The 24,344-nt window shown below is 54.7% G+C and carries 27 protein-coding genes and 1 pseudogene; 23 read left to right on the forward strand and 5 right to left on the reverse strand.

The features are described 5' to 3' along the window. Positions 1–146 precede the first annotated feature (146 nt). The 10 genes from EFB11_RS15425 (at position 147) to EFB11_RS16960 (ending at position 5,467) form a co-directional block, all read left to right on the forward strand. Positions 147–866 carry a metallophosphoesterase gene (locus tag EFB11_RS15425; protein WP_122791189.1) on the forward strand — a complete coding sequence of 240 codons (720 nt, stop codon included), beginning with the start codon at positions 147–149 and terminating at the stop codon, positions 864–866. Beyond that, positions 863–1,213, forward strand: a complete 351-nt coding sequence (locus tag EFB11_RS15430; protein WP_122791190.1) for a hypothetical protein — start codon at positions 863–865, stop codon at positions 1,211–1,213. Before EFB11_RS15425 ends, EFB11_RS15430 begins: the two co-directional genes overlap by 4 nt. Then, complete coding sequence (locus EFB11_RS15435; RefSeq protein WP_122791191.1) at positions 1,210–2,454, forward strand: hypothetical protein; 1,245 nt, start codon at positions 1,210–1,212, stop codon at positions 2,452–2,454. The genes EFB11_RS15430 and EFB11_RS15435 overlap by 4 nt, the downstream gene beginning before the upstream one ends. Then, positions 2,451–3,014 (forward strand): metallophosphoesterase, encoded by a 564-nt coding sequence (locus EFB11_RS15440; protein WP_122791192.1) that lies wholly within the window; start codon positions 2,451–2,453, stop codon positions 3,012–3,014. Before EFB11_RS15435 ends, EFB11_RS15440 begins: the two co-directional genes overlap by 4 nt. Positions 3,015–3,046: 32 nt before the next feature. Further along, on the forward strand, positions 3,047–3,895 hold the full coding sequence (locus EFB11_RS16955) for a hypothetical protein (protein WP_164706803.1): 849 nt from the start codon (positions 3,047–3,049) through the stop codon (positions 3,893–3,895). After that, positions 3,888–4,112, forward strand: a complete 225-nt coding sequence (locus tag EFB11_RS15450; protein WP_122791194.1) for a hypothetical protein — start codon at positions 3,888–3,890, stop codon at positions 4,110–4,112. The genes EFB11_RS16955 and EFB11_RS15450 overlap by 8 nt, the downstream gene beginning before the upstream one ends. Continuing rightward, positions 4,112–4,423, forward strand: coding sequence for a hypothetical protein (locus EFB11_RS15455; RefSeq protein ID WP_101691777.1), 312 nt, complete (start codon positions 4,112–4,114; stop codon positions 4,421–4,423). The genes EFB11_RS15450 and EFB11_RS15455 overlap by 1 nt, the downstream gene beginning before the upstream one ends. A 42-nt stretch (positions 4,424–4,465) precedes the next feature. Beyond that, a complete protein-coding gene (locus EFB11_RS15460) occupies positions 4,466–4,855 on the forward strand; it encodes a recombinase family protein (protein ID WP_122791195.1) in 390 nt (129 codons plus the stop codon). Between the two features lie 116 nt (positions 4,856–4,971). Beyond that, positions 4,972–5,331, forward strand: a complete 360-nt coding sequence (locus EFB11_RS15465) for a hypothetical protein (protein WP_087334825.1) — start codon at positions 4,972–4,974, stop codon at positions 5,329–5,331. Beyond that, positions 5,324–5,467 carry a hypothetical protein gene (locus EFB11_RS16960; protein ID WP_164706804.1) on the forward strand — a complete coding sequence of 48 codons (144 nt, stop codon included), beginning with the start codon at positions 5,324–5,326 and terminating at the stop codon, positions 5,465–5,467. The genes EFB11_RS15465 and EFB11_RS16960 overlap by 8 nt, the downstream gene beginning before the upstream one ends. A 126-nt stretch (positions 5,468–5,593) precedes the next feature. Here the strand turns inward: EFB11_RS16960 and EFB11_RS15470 are convergent, their stop codons facing one another. Both EFB11_RS15470 and EFB11_RS17455 read right to left on the reverse strand, forming a co-directional pair. After that, positions 5,594–6,016 (reverse strand): DUF4432 family protein, encoded by a 423-nt coding sequence (locus EFB11_RS15470; protein ID WP_122791196.1) that lies wholly within the window; start codon positions 6,014–6,016, stop codon positions 5,594–5,596. Positions 6,017–6,044: 28 nt separating this feature from the next. Beyond that, positions 6,045–6,848, reverse strand: a pseudogene (locus EFB11_RS17455) (ParB/RepB/Spo0J family partition protein); the annotation flags it as partial. 324 nt (positions 6,849–7,172) lie between these two features. Here EFB11_RS17455 and EFB11_RS15480 point away from each other — a divergent pair. From EFB11_RS15480 to EFB11_RS15500, 5 genes are all read left to right on the forward strand, one after another. Then, entirely contained in the window at positions 7,173–8,807 is a 1,635-nt protein-coding gene (locus EFB11_RS15480) for an ABC transporter substrate-binding protein (protein ID WP_122791197.1), read from the forward strand. Positions 8,808–8,874: 67 nt separating this feature from the next. Continuing rightward, positions 8,875–9,906, forward strand: a complete 1,032-nt coding sequence (locus EFB11_RS15485) for an ABC transporter permease (protein ID WP_122791198.1) — start codon at positions 8,875–8,877, stop codon at positions 9,904–9,906. After that, a complete protein-coding gene (locus EFB11_RS15490; protein WP_122791199.1) occupies positions 9,878–10,759 on the forward strand; it encodes an ABC transporter permease in 882 nt (293 codons plus the stop codon). The genes EFB11_RS15485 and EFB11_RS15490 overlap by 29 nt, the downstream gene beginning before the upstream one ends. 21 nt (positions 10,760–10,780) lie before the next feature. Further along, the gene (locus EFB11_RS15495; RefSeq protein ID WP_122791200.1) at positions 10,781–11,758 is read left to right on the forward strand and encodes an ABC transporter ATP-binding protein; all 978 of its coding nucleotides are present in this window, start codon (positions 10,781–10,783) and stop codon (positions 11,756–11,758) included. Further along, positions 11,755–12,801 (forward strand): ABC transporter ATP-binding protein, encoded by a 1,047-nt coding sequence (locus tag EFB11_RS15500; protein ID WP_206424197.1) that lies wholly within the window; start codon positions 11,755–11,757, stop codon positions 12,799–12,801. Before EFB11_RS15495 ends, EFB11_RS15500 begins: the two co-directional genes overlap by 4 nt. Before the next feature lie 112 nt (positions 12,802–12,913). On the opposite strand, the gene EFB11_RS15505 is transcribed toward EFB11_RS15500, so the two are convergent. Beyond that, the gene (locus tag EFB11_RS15505; protein WP_122788747.1) at positions 12,914–14,095 is read right to left on the reverse strand and encodes an IS110 family transposase; all 1,182 of its coding nucleotides are present in this window, start codon (positions 14,093–14,095) and stop codon (positions 12,914–12,916) included. A gap of 250 nt (positions 14,096–14,345) precedes the next feature. On the opposite strand from EFB11_RS15505, the gene EFB11_RS15510 reads away from it, so the two are divergent. The 4 genes from EFB11_RS15510 (at position 14,346) to EFB11_RS15530 (ending at position 18,494) form a co-directional block, all read left to right on the forward strand. After that, complete coding sequence (locus EFB11_RS15510) at positions 14,346–15,695, forward strand: sulfatase family protein (RefSeq protein WP_122791201.1); 1,350 nt, start codon at positions 14,346–14,348, stop codon at positions 15,693–15,695. A gap of 80 nt (positions 15,696–15,775) precedes the next feature. Next, positions 15,776–16,561, forward strand: a complete 786-nt coding sequence (locus EFB11_RS15515; protein WP_122791202.1) for a sulfite exporter TauE/SafE family protein — start codon at positions 15,776–15,778, stop codon at positions 16,559–16,561. A gap of 307 nt (positions 16,562–16,868) precedes the next feature. Then, positions 16,869–18,221, forward strand: a complete 1,353-nt coding sequence (locus EFB11_RS15525) for a sn-glycerol-1-phosphate dehydrogenase (RefSeq protein ID WP_122791204.1) — start codon at positions 16,869–16,871, stop codon at positions 18,219–18,221. 15 nt (positions 18,222–18,236) lie between these two features. Further along, complete coding sequence (locus tag EFB11_RS15530; protein ID WP_122791205.1) at positions 18,237–18,494, forward strand: HPr family phosphocarrier protein; 258 nt, start codon at positions 18,237–18,239, stop codon at positions 18,492–18,494. A gap of 211 nt (positions 18,495–18,705) precedes the next feature. Here EFB11_RS15530 and EFB11_RS15535 read toward each other — a convergent pair whose 3' ends face one another. Both EFB11_RS15535 and EFB11_RS15540 read right to left on the reverse strand, forming a co-directional pair. Then, positions 18,706–19,260 carry a hypothetical protein gene (locus EFB11_RS15535; RefSeq protein ID WP_122791206.1) on the reverse strand — a complete coding sequence of 185 codons (555 nt, stop codon included), beginning with the start codon at positions 19,258–19,260 and terminating at the stop codon, positions 18,706–18,708. An 18-nt stretch (positions 19,261–19,278) separates the two neighbouring features. Then, positions 19,279–21,192, reverse strand: a complete 1,914-nt coding sequence (locus tag EFB11_RS15540) for a BglG family transcription antiterminator (RefSeq protein ID WP_122791207.1) — start codon at positions 21,190–21,192, stop codon at positions 19,279–19,281. A 449-nt stretch (positions 21,193–21,641) separates the two neighbouring features. On the opposite strand from EFB11_RS15540, the gene EFB11_RS15545 reads away from it, so the two are divergent. Genes EFB11_RS15545 through EFB11_RS15560 form a run of 4 tightly spaced genes read left to right on the forward strand, consistent with a single transcriptional unit; the run spans position 21,642 to position 24,273 of the window. Further along, a complete protein-coding gene (locus EFB11_RS15545; RefSeq protein ID WP_164706805.1) occupies positions 21,642–22,079 on the forward strand; it encodes a PTS sugar transporter subunit IIA in 438 nt (145 codons plus the stop codon). Then, positions 22,076–22,579: a PTS sugar transporter subunit IIB gene (locus EFB11_RS15550; protein ID WP_122791209.1), complete on the forward strand. Its 504-nt coding sequence runs from the start codon at positions 22,076–22,078 to the stop codon at positions 22,577–22,579. Before EFB11_RS15545 ends, EFB11_RS15550 begins: the two co-directional genes overlap by 4 nt. Before the next feature lie 36 nt (positions 22,580–22,615). Further along, positions 22,616–23,422, forward strand: a complete 807-nt coding sequence (locus tag EFB11_RS15555) for a PTS mannose/fructose/sorbose/N-acetylgalactosamine transporter subunit IIC (protein ID WP_122791210.1) — start codon at positions 22,616–22,618, stop codon at positions 23,420–23,422. 17 nt (positions 23,423–23,439) lie between these two features. Continuing rightward, positions 23,440–24,273 (forward strand): PTS system mannose/fructose/sorbose family transporter subunit IID, encoded by an 834-nt coding sequence (locus EFB11_RS15560; RefSeq protein WP_164706806.1) that lies wholly within the window; start codon positions 23,440–23,442, stop codon positions 24,271–24,273. Positions 24,274–24,344: the final 71 nt, after the last annotated feature.

A 24,344-nucleotide genomic window follows, 5' to 3' on the forward strand; every position in this document is an offset into this window, starting at 1 on the left:
TCAACCGGAAGTCACGAGCATTGACTGCCGGTCGATCTATGCCAGTAAAGCTGGATATATTTTTGGAACGGTGGATATGTTTTTGGAAAGTCCCGGATATGGGGCTTCCGAGTTGGTATAATGAGAAAAGAAAGGTGGAATGACCAATGATCTATTACACGGGTGATATCCACGGAGACCCCTATGAGGTCATACAGTTTTGCGACAGCAAGAAGCTGACAGAGCAGGATACTCTGGTTCTGCTTGGAGATGTAGGAGCGAACTACTACCGAAACCGGCGAGACACAGAGATGAAGAAAGTTCTTACCGCCGTAAAGCCGACGATGCTCTGCATCCACGGCAACCATGAGATCCGGCCGGCCAGCATCCCTTCCTATCGGACGAAGCAGTGGAATGGCGGGGCAGTCTGGGTAGAGGAAGCCTTTCCCCGCCTGCTGTTTGCTATGGATGGTGAGATCTTTGATCTGGAAGGTCTCCGACACTTGGTCATCGGCGGAGCTTACAGCGTGGACAAATTCTACCGGCTGGCCAGAGGTTACGGCTGGTGGCCGGATGAGCAGCCTTCCCAGGAGATCAAGGACAAGGTTATCCAGACGCTGGACGCCTGCGGGTGGCAGGTAGATACCGTCCTCTCCCACACCTGTCCCTATCCGTATGAGCCTCGCGAGGCCTTTCTTCCGATGATCGACCAGAGTACCGTGGACGACTCTACCGAGAAATGGCTGGAGGAGATCGAGCGGAAACTCAAATACGACCACTGGTTCTGTGGACACTGGCATATTGACAAGCATATCGACCGGATGCACTTCCTCTTCCACAGCGTGGAGGCTGCGCCGCAGCTCTTGACGGGAGGGAACACATTGTGACAGAGGAAGAAAGACCGGAGGCCAAGGAGCAGGAGGCGTGCTTTGCCGCAATCCGTGAGATCGTCCAGGAGATTTTCCGCCTAATGGACGCCGCATATCAGCAATACAGCCGTTTGGTAGAGCAGGTGTTGAACGGCAGGATCACTGAGGAGCGGGAGATCGAGCGAATCATGGACGGGCTTGTGGACTTCGGAGATGATCCGAGGCTCCTTGAACTGTACAAAACCCTCTGCCGCCATGTCTATTACAAATACCCCGATCTTGTGGGAGAGCACACTGCCCTCTTCCGGCTCCAGTTTGAGGAAACGGAGGATGGGGATACGGATACTGAGGAGGTGGAAACATGAAAGCGCCGGAGATCAAGCACTACATCAACTGGCTGGGTCGGGTGGAATACCGAAACATCAACTGCTCCTTCACCTATGACGAGACATCCTATGCGGCCATCGACCGAATCTTCCGCCTTCTCCACCGGCTGGAGCCAGGCCCGGAGAACACAAGCTGGGAACTATGGCTCCGTGCGGAGCGAGGTACCATCGAAGACTTCGGCAGCTTTGAGGAGCTACGGGCGGACGGCCAGGTGGAGAGCTTTGAGGGGTTTGAAACCTGGTGGCATTCCGAGTTCCCGGAGGAGGCAGCGTGGTTCCACTTTGCCGCCGGCGAGGATCAAGAGATCGGATATCGGGCAATATTCTTGGGGCATCGGCATGTGCTGGAAGTGGATGGCCGCAGAGAACGTTCCTTCCCCAACGACATCTCCAAATTCACCGCTTGGCTGGAGGAGGCGGTACGGAACGCCGTTCAGATGGTGGAGACCGGCTCTTATCAGGAACTGGTGGAGCGGGAGCTGCCCATCTGGCATCGAACCGGAACCATCCTGCGCCGGGATCTGTGGAGGCTATTCCCACAGTGGAAGGAGGAGTTCTTCCAGGACTTCTCCCAGCAGGAGGTGGAGGAGTTTCTCACCTCGGCGGTTGGGTATCCTTTGGGAAATAACAAGCGGCTCCCATCCGTAACCGCAAACGAATTCTATCACTTCTGTGCCCTGGGCTATCGGGCCATGGGATACACTGGAACGGAGAAATCGGAAAAAGAGCAGTACGCTCTCCACGCCGATGGGCGGGACGAGGGACTGTCCAAGCTGGACGGAGATTCCCCCGAAGCTTTTGCACGGTGGCTGAAGGAGCGTCCCCGCACCGGTCACCCCTGGGAGGTATGCCGGGGCGGCAACAGCACCCACATCGACTGCATCGTACACCAAGATGCGCATGGCTACTATCTGGTGGTGGCCGGTCTTGCGGAGACCCGGACGATTGAGGCGGTCCGTTTCTTCCTGGCGCTTTATCGGGCAGGCGTTCCCGTATGCATCCGAAACGCAGAGGAACTGAAGGCCCGCCTGACCGGAGCGGAGTCCATCGGCATCGTGCCGGAGGGAGTCTTTCCCGCCTACTGCCACGACAGGTTTCCGGGAGAGAGCATTGTCGATTTTATGAACCTGCCTCGGGAGCGTCAGGATGAACTTGCAAAATACTGCCGATGGCAGCCAATCCCAGTTCCCAGGATGAAGAAGGAGGGTGAAACCCCATGATCTTCTTTACCTCTGACCTGCATCTCGGTCACGAAAACTGCATCCGCCTATGCAACCGCCCCTTTTCCAGTATCGAGGAGATGGACGAAACCCTCATCGAAAACTGGAACCGCAAGATCACAGGAAAGGATACCGTCTATATCCTCGGCGACCTGATCTACCGCAGCCAAAAGCCGCCGGAGGAATACCTGCGGCGGCTGCGGGGAAAGAAACATCTCATCCTTGGCAATCATGACAGGGGATGGATCAGGAGTTGTCAGACGGAACAGTTCTTTGAAAGCGTCAATAACCTGCTGTATGTCGCAGACGGGAAGCGGCAGTACACCCTCTGCCACTACCCCATGATGTCCTGGCCACACATCATGCGCTGCTACATGGTCTTTGGCCACATCCACGGCAATACCGATGCGGATTACTGGCCGCTCATCCAGGCAAACGAGAGGATGCTGAATGCCGGAGTGGATGTCAATCACTTCGAGCCAGTCACCTTTGAGGAGATGGAGGCCAACAATCTTCTGTATAAAGGTCAGGCGAAACCCGAGCTTGAGGTGCAGCCGTGAGACCTCAAAAGGGCTTTTATGAGGCGGCTCCTGTGGCCAGTTCCATCGCACGGCAGGACTGGACGCACATGATGGAGCGAGCCGAGCGGAGCGGCCTCTCTCTCCAGTCCCAAAAAGGAAGCGCCGGGGTGCTGTTCTCCGTGAGAATCCTCGCTCCCATTTTAGATGGAGGGCTGCGGCATATCGTTCTGGCAGCGATCCAGTACAGTCTGGGGCGGCACACCTATATGCCCGGCATAGTCGCGGAATTCACCTGCCGGAACCTGAGCCGTCTGGACGAAGCTACCCGTTTCACCGCTGTGGCAGAGATCCGCGCACATTTAAACCGATATGGAGAACAGGAGCCATATCCTCGATTGTGGCACAGCTTGAGTCGGGTGCTCACATCTGGCAAAATCAAAGAAGACGATAGGAGGAAGGAAAGGATGCCGATTTTACAACCTCTGGAAAGCATGGAACGCATCTCACGCCAAGCACTGGCAGATGACCTGGACACCGTGCTGGAAAGGATAAGCCGCGAGGACATTGGGCTGGTGATCACCGAGGAAGGCAAAGATGACCTGGTTCTCTGCCCAGCCTCCTGGTTCAACCTTGACTATGTGGATGACTTTTCCTGTGTCATCAACAGCGCCCTCCGCTATGCCATGCGCAGCGAAGATGAGGAGAGTGCGGCGGTCGTCCAGTATCTTCGTCGCCACTACCAGTTGTTCGATGAAAAGACGCTTTCGGTGGCTGTCGCCGATCTGGAGCGGGAACTGAACCAGCCGATAGTGACCCTCAAGCAGCCGCAGGTCTGGAAGGAGCTCCAGGAGCTGTTCCGGCAGCGACTGGACGAGTTGCGGAAGGAATCTTCGGAAGGCGAGGAAACGCACCATGGATGAAAAGCAATATGAGCTCGTGGAAATCCAAGTAGATGCGGAGCTTCTGGAACAGTTGGAAGCGGTAATCGCCCCGATGGGGCTGACGCCAGAAATGTTGGCTGTGAAGTTTTTCGAGTTCTGCGTCAATCCCGCTACTCAGGAGTTGGCCATCTCCTTGCTTCTGAAATGGAAAGCCGAACAGGAAGCGGAGGGGGAGAATCCGGGAGGGGGACTTTAATGCTGTCCAAGGAAACCTTCTGTGAAGCCCTGCGAAAGATCCAAGCGCAAAAGGATCGAGACGAACAGTTCAGTAAGGCACTCACCCTGATGGGAGACGGACATTTCGTATTTGAGGGCGGAGCACCGCTTCTTGCCGCCTTGCTGGATGTACTGAAGGAAGCGGTCAACGACCAGTACGACTATATCAGCTGGTGGCTTTACGATGCCGCCCCGGACTATGAAGTCTGGACCGATGATGAAAAAACTAAGTGGTGCCTGAAGGAACCGGAAGCCCTGTATGATTTCATCCGGGATGAATGTCAGGGCTGAGTGGTAGCGTCTCCCCAAATTCGTTCAAGGAGGTCAAATCAGATGTCTAAGTGCTGCCTATACTGCCGGGTAGATGGAGCGTCTACGGAAAGCAATCGTCTCGCCATAAACCAGCAGCTCACCGCACTCCGAAGCCTCGCCGGCCAGCTTGGCTTTTCGATTTCCGCAGAGATGCTCCAATATGAGAGCGGCTTGGACGCAAACCGACAGAGCATTCGAACGCTGACCCGTGATGCACGACATGGAGTCTATGACCGTGTGCTGGTGATGAACGGCGACCGTCTGGCTCGTGACGCCGAAGGTTTGGCGGCAATTGGAGAAAAGTTGACCGCAGCAGGAGTCCGGGTCTATTGCCCAGATGGCGAAATTGATCTGGCCCCCGCATATTCTCATGGTTATTTCCGGGTGGCAACGATGGAACAGACCATGTGATTGGGAAAAGTTCCCGTCCCACCTCTCTTCCACGGCCAAAGAAAATGCGGTATAATAAAAGAACCACATACACCAGACCGGGAAAGTTGCTCATTCCGGCGGAAGGAGATGTTGCCATGAGTTCATTAGAGGAAAAGAAAAGTGAGCTTGAGAGGGTCCTTGGGGTATTCCAGAACTACATTGAAGGCTCTGAATTGCTCGATGTGGTCTATTCGAAAAAGTTCGGGTATGTTCTGCTTGGCCTGCCTGCGGCGGATTCCATTGATGACTCCGATGTAACACGACTGGAAGATCCCGAAACATTGGTGAAAGAGATCTATCAGAATCTCGCATACGACTTTATGGAGCAGGAAGGGCACAGCGAGGATTACACGGAAGCCACCAATCTGGAAAAGCGAGCTATGCGGGAATGGATGAAAGAGTACACGGATCAGCTGCCGGAATACAACTACCTGCTGGACGAACTCCTTGGATGATGTGTCCGATGAAGCAGGCGCTTCCCTCAGTCAATTTTTCGGCATGGATAAAGCGGACATCTTTTTTGGTCGAACACTAAAATTGACCCTCGGGTGGAAAATCCGCAGCCATCGCAGCAAAACGGCAAAAAAATAATGGGTGAAGACCCGCAAAGCCTTGAAAGTCATGGATTTCCGCAAATATCTCAATTGGTCTTACACTCCATTAAAAAGACCGTGTTTCTTTTGAAACACGGTCTTTTTCTTTTTTAAAATGCTATGTTCATTCGGCCCGGATGTGCAGGGTGACGGTTTTCGTTTCGCCGGGTTCTAAAAATTGCAGCGTACCGCGTTCGCGCTCCCGAGCGATGCCTTCCACCCAGCAGTTGCCCGGTTCCAAGCCAACCACATAGTTGCCCGATGCGCTGGACTTCCACTGGGTCAGCATGGGCAATTCCTCCCGGGCATAACACAGCCACAGCGCATGCCCATTCGCGCCTTTCACCCCGATCTGCACCTGTTCCGGTAGACCCTTGTGATAAAAAACCTGTTCGGGAACGCCGGGTGCAGGGGCAGGCATCTGGTCCCAATCGTGCAGACCGCTTTCGGCGGCAGCATCCCGTGGGATGACCTGCTGGGAGGGGATGATGACTTGCACGTTTTCCTGGAGCAGGGGATATCCTGCGTTGACATGGTATAATCTCATAGCCCTTGCCGTCCTTTTCCGGGCGGACGGTAGCGGGGGTCATAATGCCGTGTTCCTTGATCGTCCCCACCAGATCGTCCATCGCCTTATCGTCCTGCACCTTGTAGGGATGCTCCCGGAACGTACGGAACGGGTGAAGCTCCGACATCTTCAAATAGACGATTTTTCCCTCTTCCACCGGGCGGGGCGGCACCTCCGGCGTGGGCGGCAGTTTAATCTCCGGCGGCGGGACTGCCGCCTCCTTGACGGGAGCGGCCTTGCCCGGCTTTACCGTCTTAGCGGATTTAGACGCAGGCGCACCGCCGGAACCCGTTTCCTTGCCCTTGTCGGCTTTCTTACCTCTGGACACTTTGTCCCGAACAGAGGGCGGAGCCTCCTCACGGGCCGCCTTGTCAACCTTAGACGGGCGGCCTGTGCGGGGCTCCGCCGCTTTCGACTTTTTCTCCACAGTCGGCCCGGCCTGCTCCTTCGGCGGACGGCCCCGGCGCTTCGGCGGCTTATCCGCCTCCGGCGCTTTCTTTTCCAGAGTGGGAGTAGAAGCCTCCTTACCGCCCTTATCAGCGGCCTGGATGTCCGAGAGGTTGATCACCTTGCTGGACGGTGCGGGAGTGTCCTCACCCATACCAGGGATAACAGACTGCTCCGGCTTGATGGGCCCCTCCGTTTTTTCCGGCATGGCGGGCTCCACATGAGCGGGAGCCGCTTGATCCCCACCAGGAACAGCGGGCCCCTCGGTGTGTTCCGGCGCGGGCGGCTCACCCGGCCCGGACGGGGCCGGAGCTTCCGGGGGTTTACTTTCCTCCGGGCTCACGTTTACTTTTTCATCAGCCATTGGCTAACCTCCTTTTTCGTGAGATGAAAAAAGCCAGACCTCCCGGCCCGGCCAGTTAAAAAATTCCCCCTTTCATTTTAGTATTAAGTCAGCACCACTCCTTTCCCAAACCGGGCCATGAAAAAAACGCCGCCTTTTTCTTGAAAAAGCGACGTTTTAGTGTAGGTTGGCTCAGTTTTTTGTTGTGATTTATGATTATGCCTTTGTAAAGAAACCTAAGATATTGCATGGAATCATGAAAATAATCCATGTGATTTTTAAGCGCCTGGGGGTATAGTAAAGATACAAAATCGAAGCACAAAGAAGAAAAAGGAGGAAAAACAGGTGAAAGTAAAAAGATTACTGGCCTTGGCGATGGCTGCCGTTTTGTGTGTGAGCGCCACAGCATGTGGCGCGGGAGACGGTGCACAGTCTCAGGGCGGGGGCGGTGAAGGCGCCACAGGAGGTACCGTCATGGCCGGCGCATTTGTGCTGGACAGTGAAATGGCCAACATGGTGCCGTTTGCAAACCCCACCACCAATATGGATTTTGCAGTGTTCAACCTGATGTATGAAGGGCTGTTCTACTACAACCCCAAGGCAGGCGAATTGCAGTCGGCTCTGGGCGACGCGGATACCCTGCAATGGAATGAGGATTATACCCAGCTGACCGTTTCGCTCAACAAGGATGCCAAATGGCATGACGGCGAAGACTTCACGGCAAAGGACGTCGTATTTACCTACGAACTGCTGCGGGACAACCCGACGCTGGACGAATACGGCATGTGGAACCGTCTGGAAGGCGTAACGGCGCAGGACGATGACACGGTGGTCTTTACCTGCAAGAATTCGTTCGTAGCCCTGCCCAACTACCTGGCCTACATCTTTATCGTGCCCGAGCACCAGTGGACCGGCCAGGATATGTCCACCTTTACCAATGCCGAGCCTATCGGTACCGGTCCGTTTGTCTTTGAAAAGTACACCAACGGAACGAGCGTGGAATATTCGGCCAATACCGAGTATTGGAAGGGCTCTCCCAAGGTAGACGGTATGACTGTGGTTCTGTACAACTCGTCCACCAACCTGACGCTGGCGCTGATTGCCGGGGAAATCGACATTGCGATCGATAACACCATCATTATGTCCTCGGTCAGCGAGTTTATGGCACAGGATGGCGCACAGATGGACGTCTTTGCCGGTCTGGGCAACTTTGGCGTCATGATGAACCAGGAAAATGAGCTGCTGGCCGATCCGGTCGTCCGTCAGGCCCTGTGTATGGCACTCAATACCGAAGAACTGATTTCGCGCGGCGAGTATAACTGTGTAGTCGAAGCGCCCATCTCCTGGCTGCCTGAAATCTTTGGCGACTATGTCAACGAAGAAGCAGCGGCAACCCTCAAGTTTGATGCCGAAGGCGCAAAGAAGCTGCTCGAAGACGCTGGTTACACCATGGGTTCGGATGGCATTTATGTCAGCCCGTCCGGCAAGCGCCTGTCCTTTGAGTATTACAGCGCATCGGGCGCACCCGCCCAGCAGAGCGAAGCGGCGATGATCCAGCAGTATCTGCTTGACATCGGCGTAGAAGTGGTGCCGCGCGTTGCAACTTGGGCCGAACTGGCAAGCATTGCATCCCAGGGCTCGTATGACCTGCTGCAAAACAAGATCGAATTCCCCTGCGATGTCTATGCGGCACTGTCCAATTCGTTTAGCACCAATGGCAGCACCAACTACTTCAATTACAGCAACCCCGAGGTCGATGCCCTGCTGGAAAGCGCGGCGAGCGAAACCGATGAGGCCAAGCTGGCAGAGATCTACGATCAGGTTCAGCAGCTGATTGCAGAAGATTATGTTTATATTCCGATGTATAACAGCGGCACGCATCAGCCGTATTATGACGGCATCCACTTCTCCGGGTGGACCACCAACGATGCTCCGATCACAAGCACAGACAACCTGATCAGCATTTATCCTGTTGAGTAACAAAATGGTTTCCACGAGGTGCTGGTAGTGATCTACCAGCACCTTTTTCAAGGAGGGACTACAAAACGTGAGAGGCCTCAATAAGAAATACGTCATCATGCGTTTCCTGAGCGCACTGCTGACCCTGTTTATTGCGCTGACCATCAATTTCGCGCTGCCGCGTTTGATGGGCGGCAATCCGGCCGAATACATGGCGTCCAAAACGGCCATGAACAGCCCGGAATATGTGGAAGCGCTGACCGAACAATTTGGTTTGGATCAGGGCGTTCTGGTACAATACGTATCCTATCTCAAGCAGTTGTGCCACTTTAATTTTGGCATTTCCTACGCTAACTATCCGACACCGGTCAGCGACATCATTCTCAATGCGCTGCCCTGGACGCTGCTGATTGTGTTGAGCAGCACCATCATATCCTTTGCGCTGGCCTGGCTGCTCGGCACCCTGGCCGCCATGAAAAAAGGCTCGGCCTTTGATAAGACTACGGTCGGCGTGTCGTTCTATGTGCAGTCGGTGCCCTATTATTTTGTCGCAATGATCCTTTTGATGGTCTTTGCCTTCAATCTCAAATGGTTCCCCTTGTCGCATGCCCTGTCGACGCGGGCGACCTATTCGACCTGGCTGGGACAGCTGGGCGACATCCTGTATCACGCCTTCCTGCCGGTGCTGTCATTGGTGCTGGTTGGCCTGGCCGGGCGTATGATCATGATGCGCAGCAACATCTTGCAGGTCTTTTCCGAGGATTACATCGTGCTGGCGCAGGCCAAGGGGCTCAAGCGCAGCAAAATACTGAGTAAATATGCTTTGCGCAATGCCTTGCTGCCGTCCTTCACCGGCCTGATGGTCAGCCTGGGACAGGCGGTCGGCGGCGCACTGGTCACCGAACTGGTCTTTTCTTACCCCGGCCTCGGCCTGACGATCTATAACGCGATCATGAACCAGGATTATCCGGTGGTGCAGGGCTGTTTTGCGCTCATTGCGCTGTGTGTCGTGGTGCTCAACTTCATTGCAGATTTGCTCTATCCCATCATTAGACCCGCGCGTGAGCATGTCATAAAAGGAGGGATCGGGATTGGAAACCAACAAAAAGCCGGTCAGTGAGCTGCGCCTTTCCTTTGATAAATACATCGGAAAGAACCTGCGCGCCAAAGTAGGCATCGGCATCATCGTATTTTTTGCATTGGTCGCGATCTTTGCGGACTTCATTGCGCCGTATTCGGCCAATGCGATCGACTTCACCCCCTGGGAAGGCCCGACAAGCGAGCACTGGCTGGGTGTCAACAGCTACGGCCAGGATATTTTTTCCCGCCTGGTCTACGGCACCCGTGTGACCATGCTCGTCGGTATTTTTGCCGGCTTGTTGAGCAGCTTTATTGGTACATTTGTCGGCCTGCTGGCCGGCTATAGGGGCGGCAAGACCGGCGAAGTGCTCATGCGCATTGTCGACGTCTTTCTGGTGCTGCCCACGCTGGCGGTCATCATCGTGCTGTCGTCGTACGTACGGGACATGGGCCTGGGCGGCGAAATTCTGGTCATCGGCTTTTTTAGCTGGCTGATGATGGCGCGCAGCATTCGGTCGCAGACGCTGACCGAAGCCAGACGGGAATATGTCGATGCCGCCAGAGCGCAGGGCATGGGCAGTATCGAGATCATGTTCAAAGAGATCCTGACCAACATTCTGCCGGTTGTTACGGCCAATATGGTCATGGTCATCACCCAGGCGCTGCTGACCGAGGCTTCCATGAGTTTTCTGGGCCTGGGCGACGCGGCGGCGGTCAGCTGGGGCAAGATGCTGTCCATCGCTTATGACAACAGCGCGATTTTGCATGACGCATGGTGGTGGATGATTCCGCCCGGCCTGTGCATTGCAACGCTTGGTTTCAGCTTTATGCTGATCGGCAACTCCTTCCTGGATATCTACGCCAACGACCGTGGTGGACACATCAAGCTGTAATGGCAAGAAAGGATCCGGAATATGAACGACGAAATTATCTTATCCGTAAAAAATCTGAGCATTGAATATACCGCCGACCGCGGACAGGTCCATGCGGTCACCGGCGTTTCGTTTGACATCCACCGCGGGGAATTCTTCGGCCTGGCCGGGGAATCGGGCTGCGGCAAGTCCACCATGGCCTATGCTGTGATGCAGCTGCTTAAAAGCGGCGCGAAGATCGTCGACGGCACCATTTCGTTTAAGGGCAAGAACCTGCTCGATCTTTCGAGCGGCGAAATGCGGCAATTCCGCTGGGAAAAGACCTCCATGGTGCTGCAAAGCGCGATGAACAACCTCAATCCGGTGGTCACCATCGGCAGCCAGCTCAGCGATGCCATTTTGGCGCACGAGGACATCCCGGTCAAGGATGCCATGGACCGGGCGCGCAGCCTGCTGGAACTGGTCAACATCGACCCCGAGCGGGTCAACGCTTACCCGCATGAATTGTCGGGCGGCATGAAGCAGCGCGTGGTCATCGCCATGGCGCTGGCCCTCAAACCTGACCTGGTCATCTTTGACGAGCCGACCACGGCACTGGATGTGGTCGTGCAGTACAATATCATCCGCAGAATCATCAAGCTCAAAGACGAGATGGGGTTTGCCATCCTGTTTATCACGCACGACCTGCCGCTGATGCTGGAAATGTGCGACCGCATTGCGGTCATGTATGCCGGCAGCCTGGTCGAAGTGGGACCGGTAGAAGAACTGAGCGTTGCCCCGCAGCATCCGTATACCAAGGGACTGCTCAACGCCTTCCCCTCGCTGATGGGCCCCAAGAAAAAGCTGCGCGGCATCGGCGGCAGCGTGCCCGATCTCATCACACCGCCGCCCGGCTGCCTGTTTTATGACCGCTGCTTTGCAGCAACGCCGGAATGCCGGCAGTGCATCCCCAAACTGGAGCAGACCGGACCGTACCATTACTGCGCTTGTCACCACAAGTTGAAGGAGAGCGACCAATGAGCCAAATGAATTCGGATATTGCGGTAAAGTTTGAGCATGTCAAAAAATATTTCCCGACCAAAAAATCCTCGCTGTTCAAAAAGGAATTTTTCCGCGCCGTGGACGATGTCAGCTTTGAGATCAAGCGCGGGGAGATCTTAGCCGTGGTCGGCGAATCGGGCTGCGGCAAATCCACCCTGGCGAAAATGCTGTGCCGGCTGTATGCGGCGACCGAAGGCCATATCTATGTGGACGGCGTCGACGTGACCGGCCGCATGCATGCCAAAGATAGCAAGGCATATACCTCCAAGGTGCAGATGATCTTTCAGGACCCGTTTAGCTCGCTCAACCCGGCGCACAAAACCGGGCGCATCGTGGGACGCGCCGTAGAGCTGCACAATCCCGGTCTGAGCGCCAAAGAGGTCGACCAGCGGGTGCGGGAACTCTTTGAAACCGTCGGTCTGACGCCGGCAGAGGACTTTATGCCCAAGCACCCCAACCAGCTTTCGGGCGGCCAGCGCCAGCGCATCGTCATTGCGCGCGCTCTAGCAGCCAATCCGTCCATCATCGTAGCCGACGAACCGACCTCCATGCTCGACGTTTCCATCGGCATTGAGATCATGAATCTCATGCTCAAGAAAAAAGAAGACAACCATTTGACCTATATGTTCATCACGCACAATCTCGCGTCGGCGCGGTATATGTCCGACCGCATGGCGGTCATGTATGCCGGCAACTGCGTGGAGCAGGGGGATACGGTAGAGATGATCGATCAGCCGCTGCATCCCTACACCGTGCTGCTGCTTAATAGTTCGCCCGAACCGTTCCGGGAGCAGCCGGTTGAGATCCATGCCAGTGAGGAACGTCCGAACCTGACCGGGGAAAGCCGGAAATGTCCTTTTGCCGCCCGCTGCCCGCTGGCGACCGATCGGTGCCGCAGCCAGGTACCGGATACCTATACGGTCGGCTCGCGCAAGGTCAAGTGTTTTCTCTATGAAAACGGAACGCTTCCCGAAGGGCTGAAAATGGATGCATCCATCTATGCCGAGCCGCTGAAAGATTAACTATTAAAAGTCAACCCCAAAAATGAATGGTGGTGGTGAAAAGAGATAGTTCAAGAAAGGTATAGCAAAGCAGAGGTCCGTAGGGACCCCGGCGTAGGCTAACAAGATGGAATTAGGCCGCCAAGCTGCAATAAGGCTGTCTGGATCTTTCCAGGGCAAACAGCAGACGAACTAACTTTTTGGTGGCATGAGAAAGTGCGACATTGTAGTGTTTGCCTTCATCTCTTTTCTTAGCAAGGTAAGCAGCAAAGGTTGGGTCCCAGTGACAGACATACTTGGCTGCGTTGTAAAGAGCGTAGCGTAAGTATCGAGAGCCACGCTTCTCCATGTGGGGATAGCAATTTTTGAGCTGCCCGGACTGGTAAGTAGAAGGCGACATTCCGGCGTAGGCCAATAATTTGTCCGGCGACTCAAACCGAGAGAAGTCGCCGATTTCAGCAAGAATCATGGCAGCCATACGAAAGCCCATGCCAGGGATAGTTATAATGGGAGACTGTATCTTGTCCATCATTGTCTCAATTTCAGCCTCGATTTCAGCGATCTCAGCATCCAATTCACGGATAAGCCGGATGGTATGTTGCAATTCCAGGGATTTGGCAGGCATACAGGACCCAACAGAATTCTGAGCAGCGCTCCGGATAGTAACAGCCATATCCCGACCGTAGCGACCTTTGGAGGCGTTTCCCAAAAGGGTTTTGAGCCTTGTCAGGTGTGCCTTGGCAATCTGTTTGGAACCTGGAAACTCTTCCAGCAGAGCGTAGACAGTCGCCAAATGGAGAGAGGACACCAGCTTCTCCAGTTCAGGGAAGAGAATGCAAACCAGTCTGGAAATTGAGCTTTTCAGCTTTGCTCGTTCTTTCACCTTGTCAAAACGGTATCTGGTGAGTGACTTTAGTTCCTCGTTGTGATATGCTGTATTCGTGTAGGGTTTGAGGCCCACATCGGATAACAGCATAGCAGCAATGGTTCGAGCATCTACACGGTCGGTCTTGGTCTTTCGCAGGCTGAGACTTTTCCGGTAGAGGTTCGTGCGTAGGGGATTCAAGACATAGGTGGCCAGACCGTTGTCCAGAAGAAACCCAAGAATGTTGTAGCTGTAATGCCCGGTTGCCTCAAGCCCTACTTTTATTTTGTCCTGCGGTGTAGTACAAGCTCGAATTTTTTCCAGTAGAGCATCAAAACCGTCCATGTTGTTAGGGATAGTAAAAACATCCGCCAGGACTTCACCCTCTGAGCTTACAATGAAGCAATCATGCTTGTTTTTTGAGACATCAATGCCAACAGAAACTACCATAACAAATACCTCCAGAGAAAATATGTGATGCTGTATCCACAGTACACCTTACTTTTGTAGCCTTGTTCCACATAAACCGTCTGGCGGTATTTAACTGATTAACAAAATTGTAAGGGGCTGTGGTTGGAACCTTTCGTGAACCATCTTGTGGTAGGAGCCGCCAACCAATCCACAGCATCCCTTACAGTGTAGCACAGCCCTTGGAGAGGGGCTCTAATAACTACTACTCTATAATACAAGGAGAATAAACATGGCACAGAAACAGCCAAATTTCATTGTTATCATGACCGATGACCAGGGCTATGGCGATCTGTCCTGTATGGGCAACACCGATTTCCAGACCCCGAACATCGACGCCCTGGCGCAAAGCGGCGCGCGGTTTACCAACTGGTATTCCAACAGCCCAGTCTGCTCGCCGTCCCGCGCCTCGCTGCTGACCGGACGGTATCCGGCCCATGCGGGTGTGCGCGCGATTCTGGCCGGCAACCGCAAGGCGTCCGGTCTGACCGCCGATGCGCCCACCATTGCGACCGCGCTCAAGGAGGAGGGCTACCAAACCGCCCTGATCGGCAAATGGCATCTGGGATTGCAGGAAGCCAGCCGTCCCAACCAAAACGGCTTTGATTATTTCTATGGATTCATGGCAGGCTGCCTGGATTATTATTCGCATATTTTTTACTGGTCCATGGCAGATGGCCATACCAACCCCACCCATGACCTGTGGGAAAACAATACCGAGATCTACCGCAATGGCAAATACCTGACCGAGGATATTTCCGAGCATGCGGTCGAGCAGATCCGCAAAATGAACCGGGACGACAAGCCGTTTTTCCTGTATGTGGGCTACAATGCGCCGCATTATCCCATGCATGCGCCGCAGAAATATCTGGACCGCTTCCCCGATCTGCCGTGGGACCGGCAGATCATGGCCGCTATGCTGAGCGCCGTGGACGATGGCGTGGGCCAGATCGTGGACGAACTCAAACGGCAGGGCATTTATGAGGATACCGTGATCTTCTTCCAAAGCGATAACGGGCCGTCGCGCGAATCGCGCAACTGGCTGGACGGCACACCCGACCCCTATTACGGCGGCCAGGCGGGCGGTCTGAAGGGGCATAAGTTCAGCCTGTTTGAAGGCGGCATTCGCGTGCCGGGTATCTTCAGCTGGCCGGGGCACATTCCGGCCGGGCAGGTCATTGACCAGCCGTGCGCCGCCATGGATGTCTTCCCGACGTTCCTGAACATGGCGGGCGGCGACGCGGCGCAGTATACGCTGGACGGCCTGGATATTTCGCAGGTTCTGACCGAGCAGGGCAGTACGCCGCATGACGCCATCTATTGGGAAATGGAGGACCAGACCGCCGTGCGGTGCGGGAAGTATAAGCTGGTGCTCCACGGCAAGCTGGTGGAAGGCGAACCCGAGCAGGCGCCGGTATTCCTGTCCGATTTGGAAAACGATCCGTCGGAGAGTCACAACCTGGCCGAAGCCATGCCCGAACTAACCGAGCAGCTGCGGCAAAAGGCCGAAACCTGGCGCGCAGGCATTGAGCAGAGTTGGAGCGAGCAATGGGCGCATAATTACACCAATTTGACGCGATAAGACGCATTCCAAAACAAAGGGCTGTTCTCCTGTGCAGAGCAGCCCTTTTTTGATGCGATCGGGATAGGAGGAATCCCTGCATGGAACTGATTTATTTTATGGTGGTGTGGATCGCTACCACGGCCGGGGCCCTGACCGGCATGGGCGGCGGCGTTATCATCAAGCCGGTGCTGGATGTGATTGGCGAATACGATGCCGCCACCATTGGCGTGCTGTGTTCGTGTACGGTCTTTACCATGTCGATTGTGTCCATCCACAAGCAGGTCCGGCAAAAGGCCAAAATCGATTTGTCCATCGCCCTGCCGCTGTCGGCAGGCTCGATTTTGGGCGGCTGGAGCGGCGAACGGCTTTTGCGGTATATCGTAGCCGGACAGGACAACGCCCGGGTGGTCATTACGCAGAACAGCCTGCTGGGGTTGCTGCTTTTGGGCGTATACCTTTATATGAAGCACAAGGACCATTTGCCTACCTTGCACGCCAAAGGGGTGCTGGCCGGCCTGGTGACCGGTTTGCTTGCCGGCATGGCGTCCACCTTTCTGGGCATCGGCGGCGGTCCGATCAACGTGGCGGCGCTGATCTTTGTCTTTTCCATGGACACCAAGGCCGCAGCCGTCAATTCGATCTTGACCATCTTCTTTGCGCAGTTGTCCAAACTGGGCACCGTGTTGCTGCACGGTGGATTTTCGGGATATGATTTGCATGTGCTGCCGCTGATGCTGGTCGCAGCGGTCATCGGCGGTTGGAGCGGCGCCAAGTGGAACCGGCAAATGACGCAAAAGCAGGTCGAGCAGGCGTTTAATCTGGTGCAGCTTGCGGTGTTTGCCATCTGTCTGTACAATATCGCGTCCACGCTGACCGGCATGTAGGGCGCAATGCTGTGCGCAGCCGAAATGCCTGCTTTGCGCGTGCATGTGGCAGACGTGCTGTTTGGGAGCTGTTGCGCGTTTCGGGAAAAAGCCTGCCGAATGCGGCATTGGGATTGCGGGGATTTTTTTCGGAAACTTGCGGGATTTTCCGCAGCATTGCGGGACAAAAATGAAAAAACTTTAGCTTTTGTGGCCGGGTTCCTCTGGTAAGATGAACATAGGACGGGGAGCGCCGAACGCTCCGGCAGGAATCCGGACGCCGCCCTCCTCCTTTGCATTTTAAACTCGGAAAGGAAGGCACATTTTTATGGCGAATGCTCCCAAACTGGCGGATTATCTGGGCAAACCCTTTGCCTGTGCATGTGGAAAGACCCACTCGACGGCGCTGGAAGGCGTAACGGTTGGACCGGGCGCGATGAATTCCCTGGTTGATTACGTCAAGAAATATGAATTTAAGAACCTGTACATCGCTTGCGATGAAATTACTTACGGAATTGCAGGCGAAAAGGTCATGCAAATCCTGAAGGATGCCGGCATCCAGACCAAGGCCCATGTCTTTACCGGCAAGCGCTTCATCCCGGATGAAAAGGCGCTGGGCGACCTGATGATCGATGCAGACCGTACCTGCGACCTGGTCGTTGCGGTCGGCACGGGTTCGATCAACGATATGTGCCGCTTCTTCAGCTATCAGATGGGCATCCCCTATGCCATCGTTGCAACCGCAGCCCCGATGGACGGCTTTGCTTCCTCGGGCGCAGCGCTCATCATCAACAGCATGAAGGTCACCATCCCGGCACAGACCCCGCTGTTCATCATCGGCGATACCGATGTTCTGTGTGGCGCACCGGGCCGTATGGTTTCGGCCGGTCTGGGTGACCTGCTGGGCAAGTTTACCTGCCTCAACGACTGGCGTATCTCCAAGATCGTCAACAACGAATATTACTGCGACACCATCGTCGATCTGGTCACCGACTGCATCCAGAACGTGCTGGCCGATGCCGACAATGTTGCATCCCGTGACCCCAAGGTCATCGGCGACATCATGGAAGGCCTGGTCCTGACCGGTGTAGCCATGAGCTTTATCGGCAACTCGCGTCCGGCGGCTGGCTGTGAGCACCATATGTGCCACTTCTGGGAGACCCAGGAACTGCAGGCTGGCAAGATTCCGGTGCTGCACGGCACCAAGGTTGCCGTTGGTACGGTGATGATCCTCAAGATGACCGAATTCCTGCGCGAAAACCGTCCGGACTTCGAAGCGGCTCGCGCCAAGGCCAAGGCATACGACGCAGCAGCCTGGGAAGAGAACATCAAGAAGGTTTACGGCGCTTCGGCTGACTCCATCATCAAGCTGGAGCATGAGTCGGGCAAGAACGAACCGGCTGGCCGTCTGGCACGTATCGATGCCATTGAAAAGAACTGGGATGCCATCGTCAAGACCATGGACGACAACATGCCCAAGGCTTCGCGCATGATCGAGATCCTCAAGAGCCTGGATGCGCCGTACTATCCGGCACAGATTGGCTTTGATGCGGACATGCTGCGCAATGCGCTCATCTATGCCAAGGAGACCCGTGCCCGTTACACCATGCTGTCCATGATCGCCGATCTGGGCATGCTGGAAGAACTGGCCGACAAGGTCGTCGCGTTTGTAAACGAATAAGGAGGATATCACTGTATGCAGCAATTTGAATATACCATCAACGACCCCGCGGGCTTCCACGCTCGTCCGGCAGGCGCGTTTGTCAAGAAAGCCAAGGAATTTCCGTGCACCGTCACCATCATCAAGGATGGCAAAAAGGCCGATGCCAGCAAGATGTTTAGCCTGATGGGTCTGGGCATCAAGGGTGGGGAGACCATCGTGGTCACCACCGAGGGCGAGCAGGAGCAGGAAGCGGCTACCGCGCTCCAGGCATACTTGGCTGAAATCGTTTGACCTTTTCTTTCGGGAATTGTTCCCTCAAATCTCTCCATATTGCGGCACATTTCGTGCCAAACTTCACACCTCCGGCGGCGTTGTGCGGCGAAGCCGGAAATCACCGGGCAAAGGGTACGGATTCTTCCGTACCCTTTGCTTTTGGCTATTTATATAAAAAAGAGGCGTGCCGCACGAGGCGGCACGCAAAGAAAAAGGGGGGATAATGGTTTTAGTCGTCGTCCTGCGCCCGGAAATTCGCTTCCGCGTCCCGTTGGCGCTGGATGCTGCGTTGGCGCTGGCGCTCTTTCTGCCGCTCACGGCGCAGCTGATTGCGTTTGCGGCTGCGCAGCAAATTGGGATTGAGAAAGGCTCCGTCCACCTTGAGCTGGATATCCTCAAACTGCTCGCCGTTGATCTGGGCGATAAACGGCGAAAAAGCTTCGCCGACATCCGGGTCGACCACCATGCTGAACGCTGCTTTGCGGGTCAAAAAGGTGGCCTTGTATTGGATGATCGTGCTGGTTTCCTCGCAGCGCTCGAGCTGGTCGATGTCCAGGATGGTTTCGCGTGGGATGCCGGGCAGGCCGCATACGGCCATCACCCGCCGGTCGGTCAGCACAACGACCCCCGGATATTTGTCGCTGCGGGTGCGCACATTGGCGACCACAGCCGCCAAAACGGTTTCGTCGGGTTCCAGCATGGACTGTGCCCGGCGCACAGAAAAACGGTTGAAAAATCCGGCCGGATGGCCTTGGGTGGCCTGAATGGCCTCGGTGACTGTCATAGGGGGCCTCCTTTCTCATCAGGACTTGAAGTTTTCCGCAATGGTGTCCTTCAAAAGCCGGATGAACGTATCATAACTCGGGCTGATGAGCAACTGGTCGACAAAATGCCGGTTGGCAAACACGGTGGACAGATAGTTCCACAGGTGGAACGCCTTGGTGTTGTTTTTACCGATGCAGACCAGAAGCACCAGATTGACCATATTTTTGTCTTCGTCCCATTCCATGGCCTGGGGCAGGGCCGCAACAGCTACAAACGATTCGGACGATACCGCCGAAATGGGGTGGGGCGCTGCAATGCCGTTGCCAAAGAAGGTGCTGCCCAGCGCTTCGCGCTGCAAAACAGCGTCCTGCAAGTCGGCTTCGATGCCGAAGTGTTCGGTCGCGCTCTGGCACAGGTGGCACAGGATTTCTTCGCGGTTGTGACCATGGCCCAGGAAGAACAGTTCTTCGTGGAAGATGGATGCAATGTCATCGATGCTCTTAAAGCCATCCATGGCCAGCTTGAGGTTGAGATAATCCTGCGTGTTCGGGAATGGATTGATATAGAACGCTAGGCCGATTTCGTAATACTTTTCCTTTTCGGTGGTGAGGAACAGGTCATACGTGTCCAGATGCTGCTCGGTCACCTCGGAAGGGGTGACAAAGGTCAGTTCGGCAATGTCGCTGGACAGCCAGTTGAGCAGCGTCTGCTGCAATAGGATGTTTTCGCTTTGCCGCATGGACGAAATGACCAGAATACGCTTGGTGCCTTCCTCCTTGCGCTTTTGCGCCAGAGCGTTGTACAGGTGGATGGCAATGAAAGCGATCTCCTCATCGGATACGCGCTTGTGGAAAATCTTTTGCAGGTAGGCAGCAAAGTAGATGCCCAAGTCAAAGCCTTGCGGGAAAGTCTGCCGGATATAATCGACCAGATGGTTTTTCAGCTGCATATCGTATTTGATGCGGACGATCAAAGGCGTGATGTGCAGCGCCAGCGCGATGCGCAGGTTGAGGTTATTGGTCAGGTCGATGCCGTGCGTTTCGTTGATTTCCTGCAAAGCGCCCAATACCAGATTGTCCACTTCGTCGGAAATGACTTCCGGGTCGCCCGAGCAACCTTGCCCTTTCATATAAAGTGCGAAATAGTCAACTTCGGCATCCGGGATGCGAATGTGGAAGACTTCGCTAATTCGCGAAAAAACGGCTTGCGCGATTTGGCGCTCAGGTTCCAGTTTGTCGGTAATCCGCATGTCGGTGGGTGTAATGAAGAACCACGATTGCATGCGGTTGACCGCAACATGCAGCTGTAAGATGGTGTTGTTGAGCGCCGCTTCAGTCACAGGGTGTTTGAAGGCCACAAACGTTTCGACCACAATGTTTTTGATTTGGTCCAAAAGGCTGTCTGTGCTGTTCGGCGCAAAGGCAGCCGACGTGTCCGGGGTAATGAGACCCTGCTCCAGAATGCATTGGCGCTTGTTGATCTCGCTGCCGTCAACCATGACCTTATTGGAACTGCGCAGCAGTTCCAGGCTGTATTCCTCCAAAATCTCCGAAACCCGTTTAAAATCGTTTAAAAGGGTGGAATGGGAAACATAAATTTGGTTTTCAATGTCGTACAGCGATTGTGCCCGGTGCTGATAGAGCAGAATCTGAAGGATTTGGTTGATGCGTCCGTTTTGGTAAATGGACGAGGAACTGAACTGTTTATAGAAGAAATCCTTGCACGATGGAAAGGCTTCTGCATCGGTTACGACAATCCGGCAGCCTTTGCGGGCCACGGTTTGGAAATCCATGCAGCCGGTATTGGACAGTTCGTTCTTGATTTGTTTGATATCATTCTGGATCGTGCGCAGACTGACCTGCTGCTTCTTGGCAAAAGAAGAAGCGGTCACATATTGGCCTGGATTTTCGCACAGTTCCAGTATGATCTCAAGTTGCCGCAAATTTAACATATGTATCCTCTTTTCCCAAGAAAATGAGGGTTTTCGCCCTCTTTATAAGCAATTTTATCATATAAGGACATAGCGTTGAGGTTGGTTTTTTTCGCGCAACGGCGAAAAAGGGCGGATGGGCTGAAACAAGGGTTTTGCGGCAATGCAGACGCGGTGCAGAATGGGCCGTTCGGTGGGAAATGCACATTTGCGCATAAAACGGGCTGGAGAATGCCGCAACCCGACCGGATTTTACACGAAGACCATTGCCGGAATGGGAACCGATCGGGCTGAAAAAGGTGTTGTAGAGAAATGAAGGAATTGCGGGATTTCGTCGCAATATTTTTGTGCAACTTAGCAAAGCACACATGGTATCATGATAGCAACAAGCCATCCCCGATCGGCGGACCGCCCGCGGCGTTCCAGGACGGATGGCCGGTCAACTTGATGCAGAAAGGATGATCCATACAATGGAAAGCCCGAAATTCCGTGTGATCCTGGTGTCACACGGCGAGCAGTCCAAAGGCATGCTCAATACCGTGCAGATGCTTTTAGGACCGCAGCAGAACATGGCTGCATACAGCCTGTACCCCGAACAGTCGGTCACCGACCTGACTGAGGAACTGAAAAAAGAAGTCGAAACCCATGGTTCGGAAAACATCATCTTCATGACCGAACTGATGCATGGTTCGCCTTTCAATGCGGTCGTTTCGCTCACACGCGATCATTCGGTGTACCATATCACCGGCACCAACCTGGCGATGCTCATGGCAGCGCTGATGGAACGCGATGATGAAAACGCAACCGCTGAAAGCATTTGTGATGCTGCTATTGCTGCCGTGGAGGGCAGCTTCGCGGACGTAAGAAAAATTCTGGAGGAATCCGGAGACGAGGAGGAGGACCTATGAGAAATGTAGTACTGGCCCGTGTCGATGACCGTCTGATCCATGGTGAGGTGGTTACGGCATGGACGCCCACCATGCGCGGCAATCGTATCATGATTGTCGACGATGATGTGGTGCGCGACACGTTCAATGTGCGCGTGGTCAAGGCACTGGCTCCGGCCGGCACCAAGGTCATCGTGTACAGCGTGGAAAAGGCAGCCGAAAAGCTGATGGTTCCTGGCGTGGAAGGTGAAAGAATCATCATCCTGGCCAAGACCCCGACCACGTTCAGCCGTCTGGTCAAGGCTGGCGTACCGCTGAAGGAAGTAAACCTCGGTGGTGCGGGCATCCGTGGCGAGCGGCAGCCGTTCATCAACAACGTGGCGCTGAGCCCGGAAGAAGTGCTGGCCTGCGAAGAGATGCAGAAGGCTGGCGTGCATGTGTATTATCAGCTCGTGCCCGAGCAGGGCGTCATCGAAATCGACGATGCGCTGAAAAAGGCCAAGGCGAACTTCGGCCTGTAATACGCAGGGGGAAGGAAAAGAAAGGACGAGAAAGATATGAGTATTGTTACGGCAATTCTGTGCGGTATTCTGTACTGGCTGGCAGAAGCGAACCTGCCTTTTGTCGGTCTTTGGACTTTGCAGCGGCCGCTCGTATGCGGCTTTATCACCGGCTGCTTCCTGGGGGATCCGGTTACCGGCGCCGTAGTCGGCGGCACCATCAACCTGGTTTACCTGGGCTTCATCTCGGCCGGCGGTTCGATGCCGGCGGATATGGCGCTGGCAGGTGTTCTCGGCACCGCATACGCCATCACCGGCAATCTGGACGCAAACACCGCGCTGGCCATCGCAGTTCCGCTGGGCCTGCTGGGCACCATCGTTTGGTATCTGCGTATGACCATTGACTCGGTATTCGTACATATGGGCGACCGCTGGGTCGCACAGGGCAAGTTTAATCACCTGTACCTGTCCAATGTTATTTTACCTCAGATTTTCTCGGCTGTCATCTGTGTTGTTCCGTGTACGCTGGCTGCGTACTTCGGCGCAGACTACATCCAGTCGTTCATCGAAATGTGCGCGGGCAAGCCGCTTCAGATCTTTGAGATCATCGGCGGTCTGATGCCTGCCCTCGGTATTGCAATCACCCTGCAGTACATCTTCAAGGGCGAAGCCCGTATCTTCTTGTTCCTGGGCTTTATGATCTCGACCTGCTTCGGCCTGACCCTCATCCAGCAGGGTATCATCGGCCTGATTGCAGCTCTGATCTACATCCAGGTAACCGACAATGCCGCTCCGGCGGTTTCGGCGGCAGGTTCTGCCCCGAGCGGAGAGTATGATCCCGATTACGACCCGGATGACGAGTAAGAGAGAGGTAGAGTATCATGACGAATAAAGAGCAAAAGCTGGTTCCGAAGAAGGCGCTGTTCCGTGCCTCCCTCATCTGGGAGACCTGGGTACAGACCTGCTACAACTACGAACGCATGATGGGTATGGCATGTGCCCACACCTTCCTGCCGGTTGTAAAATACCTGTATCCCAACAACAAGGAAAAGCAGATCGATTTGATGACCCGTGAGATGGAGTTCTTCAACGTCCATCCGGAGTTCGGTTCCTGTATCCTCGGTCTGGCCATCTCGCTGGAAGAAGAGAAGGCCATGGGCAAGGACATCCCGAATGAGTTCATCACCAACATCAAGACCTCGCTCATGGGCCCCTTGGCCGGCGTGGGCGACACCATTTGGCAGGGCGTTCTGATCCCGATCCTGCTGGCGCTGTGCATCGACATTACCCGTTCGGGCAGCGGCAACATCTGGGGCGCGATCATCTACGCGGTCGCGATGTTCTTCATCACCTACATCTTCTCGTACGCAAACTTCATGTTCGGCTACCATGCTGGTAGTGACGCGATCATGGATTTCCTAGAACGCGGCATCCTCAACAAGCTGCTCAAGGGCGCATCCATCATGGGCTGCATGGTTATGGGCGGTCTGATCGTAAACTACGTTAGCGTAAGCTGTGGTATCAACATTGTCACGTCAGGCGCCGAATTCTCCCTGCAAGAAAGTCTATTTGACGCCGTCTTACCGAATATTTTGCCGCTCGCAGCCACCATGGGTGTCTACGGTCTGATGCAGAAGAAGTGGACTTCTATCCGCATCATCATCCTGATGGTTGTTATCGGCATCGTCGGCGGTTTCTTCAACATTCTGGTCTAAATTCCATACCGAAAAAACAGGCAGATCCCGAAAGGAGCCTGGCAGCAGTGCGGCGGCTTTCGAGAACGAAA

This window comes from Intestinibacillus sp. Marseille-P6563, assembly GCF_900604335.1.
In the GTDB taxonomy this organism is placed as follows: Bacteria; Bacillota; Clostridia; order Oscillospirales; family Butyricicoccaceae; genus Butyricicoccus_B.

What these genes read in the sequence shown, in the direction of transcription:
- EFB11_RS15545 (WP_164706805.1), top strand. Translation starts at nt 21,642, where the DNA reads ATGGAAAGCCCGAAATTCCGTGTGATCCTGGTGTCACACGGCGAGCAG.
- EFB11_RS15560 (WP_164706806.1), top strand. Translation starts at nt 23,440, where the DNA reads ATGACGAATAAAGAGCAAAAGCTGGTTCCGAAGAAGGCGCTGTTCCGT.
- EFB11_RS15535 (WP_122791206.1), bottom strand. Translation starts at nt 19,260, where the DNA reads ATGACAGTCACCGAGGCCATTCAGGCCACCCAAGGCCATCCGGCCGGA.
- EFB11_RS15440 (WP_122791192.1), top strand. Translation starts at nt 2,451, where the DNA reads ATGATCTTCTTTACCTCTGACCTGCATCTCGGTCACGAAAACTGCATC.
- EFB11_RS15495 (WP_122791200.1), top strand. Translation starts at nt 10,781, where the DNA reads ATGAACGACGAAATTATCTTATCCGTAAAAAATCTGAGCATTGAATAT.
- EFB11_RS15460 (WP_122791195.1), top strand. Translation starts at nt 4,466, where the DNA reads ATGTCTAAGTGCTGCCTATACTGCCGGGTAGATGGAGCGTCTACGGAA.
- EFB11_RS15425 (WP_122791189.1), top strand. Translation starts at nt 147, where the DNA reads ATGATCTATTACACGGGTGATATCCACGGAGACCCCTATGAGGTCATA.
- EFB11_RS15470 (WP_122791196.1), bottom strand. Translation starts at nt 6,016, where the DNA reads ATGAGATTATACCATGTCAACGCAGGATATCCCCTGCTCCAGGAAAAC.
- EFB11_RS15515 (WP_122791202.1), top strand. Translation starts at nt 15,776, where the DNA reads ATGGAACTGATTTATTTTATGGTGGTGTGGATCGCTACCACGGCCGGG.
- EFB11_RS15540 (WP_122791207.1), bottom strand. Translation starts at nt 21,192, where the DNA reads ATGTTAAATTTGCGGCAACTTGAGATCATACTGGAACTGTGCGAAAAT.
- EFB11_RS15530 (WP_122791205.1), top strand. Translation starts at nt 18,237, where the DNA reads ATGCAGCAATTTGAATATACCATCAACGACCCCGCGGGCTTCCACGCT.
- EFB11_RS15435 (WP_122791191.1), top strand. Translation starts at nt 1,210, where the DNA reads ATGAAAGCGCCGGAGATCAAGCACTACATCAACTGGCTGGGTCGGGTG.
- EFB11_RS15510 (WP_122791201.1), top strand. Translation starts at nt 14,346, where the DNA reads ATGGCACAGAAACAGCCAAATTTCATTGTTATCATGACCGATGACCAG.
- EFB11_RS15555 (WP_122791210.1), top strand. Translation starts at nt 22,616, where the DNA reads ATGAGTATTGTTACGGCAATTCTGTGCGGTATTCTGTACTGGCTGGCA.
- EFB11_RS15550 (WP_122791209.1), top strand. Translation starts at nt 22,076, where the DNA reads ATGAGAAATGTAGTACTGGCCCGTGTCGATGACCGTCTGATCCATGGT.
- EFB11_RS15525 (WP_122791204.1), top strand. Translation starts at nt 16,869, where the DNA reads ATGGCGAATGCTCCCAAACTGGCGGATTATCTGGGCAAACCCTTTGCC.
- EFB11_RS15450 (WP_122791194.1), top strand. Translation starts at nt 3,888, where the DNA reads ATGGATGAAAAGCAATATGAGCTCGTGGAAATCCAAGTAGATGCGGAG.
- EFB11_RS15455 (WP_101691777.1), top strand. Translation starts at nt 4,112, where the DNA reads ATGCTGTCCAAGGAAACCTTCTGTGAAGCCCTGCGAAAGATCCAAGCG.
- EFB11_RS15505 (WP_122788747.1), bottom strand. Translation starts at nt 14,095, where the DNA reads ATGGTAGTTTCTGTTGGCATTGATGTCTCAAAAAACAAGCATGATTGC.
- EFB11_RS15500 (WP_206424197.1), top strand. Translation starts at nt 11,755, where the DNA reads ATGAGCCAAATGAATTCGGATATTGCGGTAAAGTTTGAGCATGTCAAA.
- EFB11_RS15465 (WP_087334825.1), top strand. Translation starts at nt 4,972, where the DNA reads ATGAGTTCATTAGAGGAAAAGAAAAGTGAGCTTGAGAGGGTCCTTGGG.